Origin of the sequence: Paenibacillus sp. S28, assembly GCF_016624415.1 — a bacterium.
GTDB lineage: Bacteria > Bacillota > Bacilli > Paenibacillales > Paenibacillaceae > Paenibacillus_AQ > Paenibacillus_AQ favisporus.
In genome coordinates, this window is the sequence record NZ_JACVTM010000024.1 from 59,180 (window position 1) to 65,335 (window position 6,156).

The 6,156-nt window shown below is 54.9% G+C and carries 5 protein-coding genes; all 5 read left to right on the forward strand.

Going from position 1 to position 6,156, the window contains the following annotated elements; all coding sequences use genetic code 11:
* The first annotated feature begins 120 nt into the window (after positions 1-120).
* The 5 genes from IAE55_RS34320 (at position 121) to IAE55_RS31310 (ending at position 5,922) form a co-directional block, all read left to right on the forward strand.
* Positions 121-1,128, forward strand: a complete 1,008-nt coding sequence (locus tag IAE55_RS34320) for a globin-coupled sensor protein (protein ID WP_089545748.1) — start codon at positions 121-123, stop codon at positions 1,126-1,128.
* A gap of 148 nt (positions 1,129-1,276) precedes the next feature.
* Positions 1,277-2,299: a LacI family DNA-binding transcriptional regulator gene (locus IAE55_RS31295; protein ID WP_200634789.1), complete on the forward strand. Its 1,023-nt coding sequence runs from the start codon at positions 1,277-1,279 to the stop codon at positions 2,297-2,299.
* 198 nt (positions 2,300-2,497) lie between these two features.
* Positions 2,498-3,196, forward strand: a complete 699-nt coding sequence (locus tag IAE55_RS31300; RefSeq protein ID WP_200634790.1) for a response regulator transcription factor — start codon at positions 2,498-2,500, stop codon at positions 3,194-3,196.
* Positions 3,193-4,662, forward strand: coding sequence for a sensor histidine kinase (locus IAE55_RS31305; RefSeq protein ID WP_200634791.1), 1,470 nt, complete (start codon positions 3,193-3,195; stop codon positions 4,660-4,662). Before IAE55_RS31300 ends, IAE55_RS31305 begins: the two co-directional genes overlap by 4 nt.
* A gap of 153 nt (positions 4,663-4,815) precedes the next feature.
* On the forward strand, positions 4,816-5,922 hold the full coding sequence (locus IAE55_RS31310; RefSeq protein ID WP_181152662.1) for a PD40 domain-containing protein: 1,107 nt from the start codon (positions 4,816-4,818) through the stop codon (positions 5,920-5,922).
* Positions 5,923-6,156: the final 234 nt, after the last annotated feature.

A 6,156-nucleotide genomic window follows, 5' to 3' on the forward strand; every position in this document is an offset into this window, starting at 1 on the left:
AAAAATATAAGTCGGATGCACTATATTTTAGTTGTTTAGTCGTCGATATAGACTATAATAGACAAAGTTAGATTGTTTAAAATTGGTATAATCAGGGAAATTCTAAAGGAGCCATTCTACATGATTCAAGTATCGGAAGCGCGGCATAAGCAGCTGAAATTTATTGGACTGACGGAAAAGGATTTGGAGATTCTGCGGACGCACCAGCCCGTATTCAGCAAGGTGGTCGATGAAGTCGTGGACCATTTTTATCGGCATATCACTTCGGAGCCGGAGCTCATGCGCATCATTGAACGGAAAACGACGATTGACAGGCTGAAGACGACCCAGCGGGAATACTGGATGTCGCTGGCTGAAGGTGTAATTGACGAGCCGTTTTTGGAGAAAAGAATCGCCATCGGACTGGTACATTCGCGCGTTGGCTTAAATACGGATTATTATCTCGGCAGCTACATGGTTTATTTGGACATCGCCGTTGAGCTGTTCAAGAAGGCCATTCCGGACCGCTGGATTGAGGTGATCCATCCCCTGACCAAGATGTTCAACCTCGATTCGCAATTGGTTCTGGAAGCTTATGATATGAAGGAAAAGGAAAAAATCCAAGAGCTTGCCGACGAGCGGGAGCAGGTGCTCCGGGCGGTAACCGAAGTTGTTCAGCAGCTGACCGGCATGATTGCCGAGCTGAATGAGAGTGCCGGCCAAATCGCCGAGACGGCGAAAGTGACCGCGGCTTCCCAGGACCTGGCCCATTCGCTGATGGACGAGCTGCAGGAGGATGTCACCCAAATCGAGAACATGGGCGGCTTGATCAAGGGCATCGCCGACCAGACGCATCTGCTCGGACTGAACGCGGCGATCGAGGCGGCGCATGCCGGGGATTCCGGCAGAGGCTTTGCCGTCGTGGCCGGCGAGGTGCGCAAGCTCGCAGCCCATTCGCGGGAAGCGCTGGAGACGATCCAGGATAAAGTGTCGGGCATCATGGTCCGGCTGGAGAGCGTGCAGCAGGAAACCCGGCAGACATCGGTCCATGCCCGGGCACAGGCGGAGAGCTCCCAGGAGCTGGCGGCTTTCGTGAAGACGATCGAGAAGCTGACGCTGGATCTGGCGGAGATTCAGAATCACCAGTAAACACCGACGAGGAGCGTCAAGGAAGCTTCATTTGTTCCAGTACCTCATCATTCGCCATTCAGGTATAATAGATTCGTCATCATGAATATTCGAAATCGTAAATTTTTGAATTGATCGGCAACTGATTTGTATTTGAGGTGATTGTATAGTGGCTTCCATTCATGATGTGGCGAAAGAGGCTGGAGTATCTGTCGCAACCGTTTCCAAAGTCATTAACCATTATCCGGACGTCAGCGATAAAACAAGGAAAAAAGTAAGATCGGCGATTGAGCTTCTTCGTTACCGGCCCAATGCCATTGCACGCGGCCTCGTCACCGGGAGATCGTGGACCGTGGGTGTGCTGATCAACATTCCCTTTACGAACCCTTATGTGGCCGAGCTGCTGGAAGGCATCAAAACGGCGCTGGAGAACAGCGGCTATGATCTCATGCGCCTCTCGGCCCGGCTTAACGACGAAAGCTATTCTTTTATCGACCACTGTGAGAGCAGGAACCTGGATGGGGTCGTCATCTTCGGCGTGGAGCGGGACCACCGGATTATCGGCGAGTTGATCCGCTCCGATATTCCTACCATGTTTGTGGATACGGACGTCATGGGAAACCGGGTCGGAAATATTACGTCGGATAACGTGAACGGCGTTCATATGGCTGTCTCCCATCTGTACGGGCTGGGTCACCGGGATATCGCCTATATCGCTGGTACCCTCGGCCATACGGTAGCCGAACGGCGGCTTCAGGGATATAAGCAGGGCCTTTCGGACTGTTCCATCGAATACAGGGACAAGTATCTGGAAGTGTGTGATTATTCTTTTGAAGGCGGCATGGTCGCCATGAGAAAGCTCCTTCATCTTCAGTCTCCCCCGACGGCTGTCGTGTGTACTTCGGATATGGCTGCGATGGGGGCGATTCATGAAATTGAAGCATGGGGATTTTCCGTTCCCGGGGATGTTTCGGTTGTCGGCTTTGACAACATTTTTGAGGCCAAGGTGTTTAAGCCAAGCCTGACGACTGTGAACCAGAACATACACAATATCGGCGCAAGGTCGATTGAGCATCTGATCTCCATGATCGAAAATCCGGAATACTCGCCGCCGGAAATTATGGAGCCGGCCAGCCTGGTTATCCGCCAATCGACCGGCAAAGTGAAGGTTTCTGAAGATCAATCGCGTTAAAATAGGGGGAAGGGATGTGCCGGGCAGGCATGTCCCTTTTTGCGTCCTGTCTGGTCATTTAAGATCGCATTTAATTTCCGCGTGTTGCAAAGGGCAGGTGCTTAGGTCAAGAAATGTTGTGAATGGTGCACAATATCTTATAATGATAGAAAATCAGGCACCGCTTATAATCAACGGATGAAAGTGACGTGATAGTCGATGGAGGAAAAAAGAGTTCTGGTGGCCGACGATGAGCCGAGCATCCGCAGCGCGATTTCCTATGCGCTCAAACGGGAGGGGTTCGTCGTTGAGACGGCCGCGGACGGTGTGGAGGCGCTGCAGCAGGCGGATGCCTTCCGCCCGGATATGCTGGTGCTGGACGTCATGATGCCCAAGGCTAATGGCTATGAGGTGCTGCGCCGGCTGGAAAACCGCAAAGGACTCGGCATATTAATGCTGACCGTTAAAAACGATATCGTCGACAAGGTTCTGGGACTGGAGCTTGGGGCCGACGATTTTATGACCAAACCGTTCGATATCCGCGAGCTGGTCGCACGTGTGAAATCGATCGTCCGCCGGCTGGATAAAGTGGAAGATCCCGCGCCTGCGCCGGACGGGAAAAAAGCCGTGCTTGGACAGCTGACCGTTCATGCCGCCAAACGCACAGCAGAACTCAGCGGCCGGCTGCTGGAGCTGACGCCGAAGGAATTCGATCTGCTGTCGCTGCTCGTGTTTCATCCTGGGCGGGTGTACACCCGTGAGGATCTGTTAGATCTCGTATGGGGCATGGAGTATGCGGGAGGCACCCGAACGGTGGACATTCATATCCAGCGGCTGCGGAAAAAGCTGGGCGACGCCCACTATATGCTGCAGACGGTATACGGGATCGGCTATAAGGCGCTGGAGGAAGGCACATGAGCCTCGGCCTGAAATGGAAGTTTCCGCTGTTCCTGGCAGTGCTGCTGGTGTTTACGACCGGCGTGCTCAGCTGGCTTGTACTCAGCGGAATCAAGACCAATCAGCGCGAGCAAATGGAAGAGAGCCTGCAGCGGCAGGCCGACGTAGCCGAAATGAGGGTCAAGCAGGATTATTTGACGGGCGAACGGTTGAAACCGGTGGATTTTATGGGAAAACAGGGGCAGGAGCTGGCCGTGGACCTTGGCATTTCCACCAACATGCGGGTGATCCTGTACGACGCGAAGGGCCAAGAGGTGGGCAATTCCCTGCCGCTGGCGGAAAAACCGGATGTCGGAGATGCCCTGTCTTATGCGCTGAAAGGTAAAATCGCCTACATTACCGAAGCGGATTCCCTAATCTATCTTGCGCCGATGCAGGGGCCTGACGGCATGCTGGGGGTTGTTCAGCTCCATACGTCGCTGAAGGCGCAGCATGAATTTTATAACCGGATGGCGTACCGGCTGGTTTGGACAGGCGGCATCGTATTGCTGCTCAGCTTTATTCTGGGATTTATTTATGTATACCGTCAGGTTAGGGACATCGTGAAGCTGAAGGCGGAGGCGGACCGGATCTCCCGCGGGGAGTATCCGGAGCGCTCCCCGCTGCGGCGGAAAGACGAGCTCGGGCAGCTCGGAACCGGCATTCTGCATATGAGCCGTGACATCAAAGGGCATATGGCTGCGCTCCAGGAGGAAAAGCACCATCTGCAATTGGCCGTGGAGAAGCTGCAGGCACTTGAGCAGCAGCAGAAACAGTTTATCAATAACGTGAGCCACGAGTTTAAAACGCCGCTGACGTCGATCCAGGCTTATACGGATCTGCTGGGCATGTACGGTGACGATCCGCAGCTGATCGAGGAAGCGCGCAGTGCAATTGCCAAAGAGTCCGAGCGGTTGTATCAATTGGTCGAGGACGTGCTGCGATTGTCGCTGCTGGAGAAGTACGATTTTGAATCCCAGGCGGAAGAGGTGGAGCTTGCGGATCTGCTGCAGGATGTCGTATCCCGGATCAGCGCCAAGGCCACCAAATACGATTTAACGATACAGACTGACTTCGTGCCTGCCCGGGTATGGGGAGACCGGGACCATTTCATTCATATTTTTATGAATCTGCTGGATAATGCGATCAAATACAACCGACCCGGCGGCCGGATTGTCATTCAAAGCCGGGTTTCGGAAGATAAGGTGAGCGTATCGGTCCGCAACACGGGACGGATCATTCCGCAGGAATGGTGGGCGCATTTGTTCGAGCCTTTCTCCACGCTGCACCAAGACCGCGCCCGCTCCACCGGCGGAACCGGCCTAGGCCTGCCGCTGGCGTCCCAGCTCGCGGAGAAGCAGGGGGGCCGGCTTGAACTTATCCGTTCGGATGCGGAGGAGACCGCATTTATCGTTTCGTTTCCGCGGCACTCCAGCAGGGAGGACTAGGAGAACATAGCCGATGTCTCTACCACAGGGAATAAACTGAGCTTCAGCTGATGCTTTTTTTAATAAAAGTTTACAACTTGGAAACATTTCGATGTATGCCGGATATCATTGGCGTGTAGGATGGGGGTAAGAAATCAGGAAGGGATGAAGCTCATGATGAAACGACATAAACTACTTCCTCCAGTGATCGGCGTGATGATGGCAGGTGCGCTTTTGGCCGGCTGCGGTTCGCCGCAGAGCAATGCAAGCCGGGAGGTCATCGACAAGCCGGGCAAGCAGATCACCGTTATAGATACGGCCGCCGAAGGCCGGAAAAATACCGGAGAAATCCAGGTGGAGCAAATCGAAAAGCTTAAAGACGTGTACGGTCGGACCTGGCTGTCGGACCACGAAGCCATCGTGGAACGAAATCATGTGCTGATGATCCATGACTTCGCCTCCAATATCGAACGCAAGTTGACGGAAAATCCGGCCACGGCCGGTCAATATCTGGCCGCCGCGTCGCCGGACGGGGAGCATGTCTTTTTTACGGGGGGCAACCCGAAAGACAAGTACGATATCGGGGGTTATCTCCTGGATGCGGCTTCCGGAACCGTAACGAAAACGGGCGCATTCTCCATGCTGTCGGATATGTTCTGGGCCGATCCGCAGCATGTCCTCGTCAGCACGGATGACAGCAAGCTTCAATTGATCGACCTGCAGGGCAAACGGACCCCGATCCAATTCTCGGATCCGGAGCTGTCCGACAACGTGCCGCGCATGGCGAGCAAAGCGGGCGACCGTTATTACTATTTGGGCGTCCACGCAGGCTACACCGTGCTGAAGTCGTTTACGGCATCGGCGCCTGAGGCCAAGACGATCCAGGAAGGCGTCGTGACATTCAGCCTGTCGCCGGACGGCAGCGCGATCGCCCTGGAGAAACGCGAGTGGAACACGACCAAGGACGCCGAGCTTCAGCTCATTGATGCCAGCGGCAAGAAGCTGGGAACCGTGGCCAAAGGAACGCTTCTCGGCCGGCCGAGCTGGTCGCCGGACGGCAGCAAAATCGCCTTCTCGGTGTACACCGAGGGCGAGCAGGGCATGAAAGGCATGTACGTGTTCGACAAGGCGAGCGGCAAAACGACGCCGCTGTCCACGGAGATCCAGGCCTATGACTCCCCGGCCGTCTGGAGCCCGGACGGCAAGTCGCTGATGGTGTACCAGACCGTGTACGAAGGCGAGAAGTCGAACAATGTGACGTATATGGTCCACCTGAAGTGATCGCCGCGGTCAGCGGCGGAGCGTGAGCTGTGCGTGCTTGGGAAGCCCGCTCCACGTGCGGATCATGCCTCCGATCGCTGTTGCCCCCGAATTTTTTGGGAATGGAATCGAAGGTAAAAATTCGGGGACAAAGGCGACCGCTAACGCTTCTCCGGCATGATTCCTGCCGCTCCGCTGCTGCCTGCGGCGAGTGGGGGAGTAAGGTCCTTACGGTGGCTGTGCAGACCGCAAGGA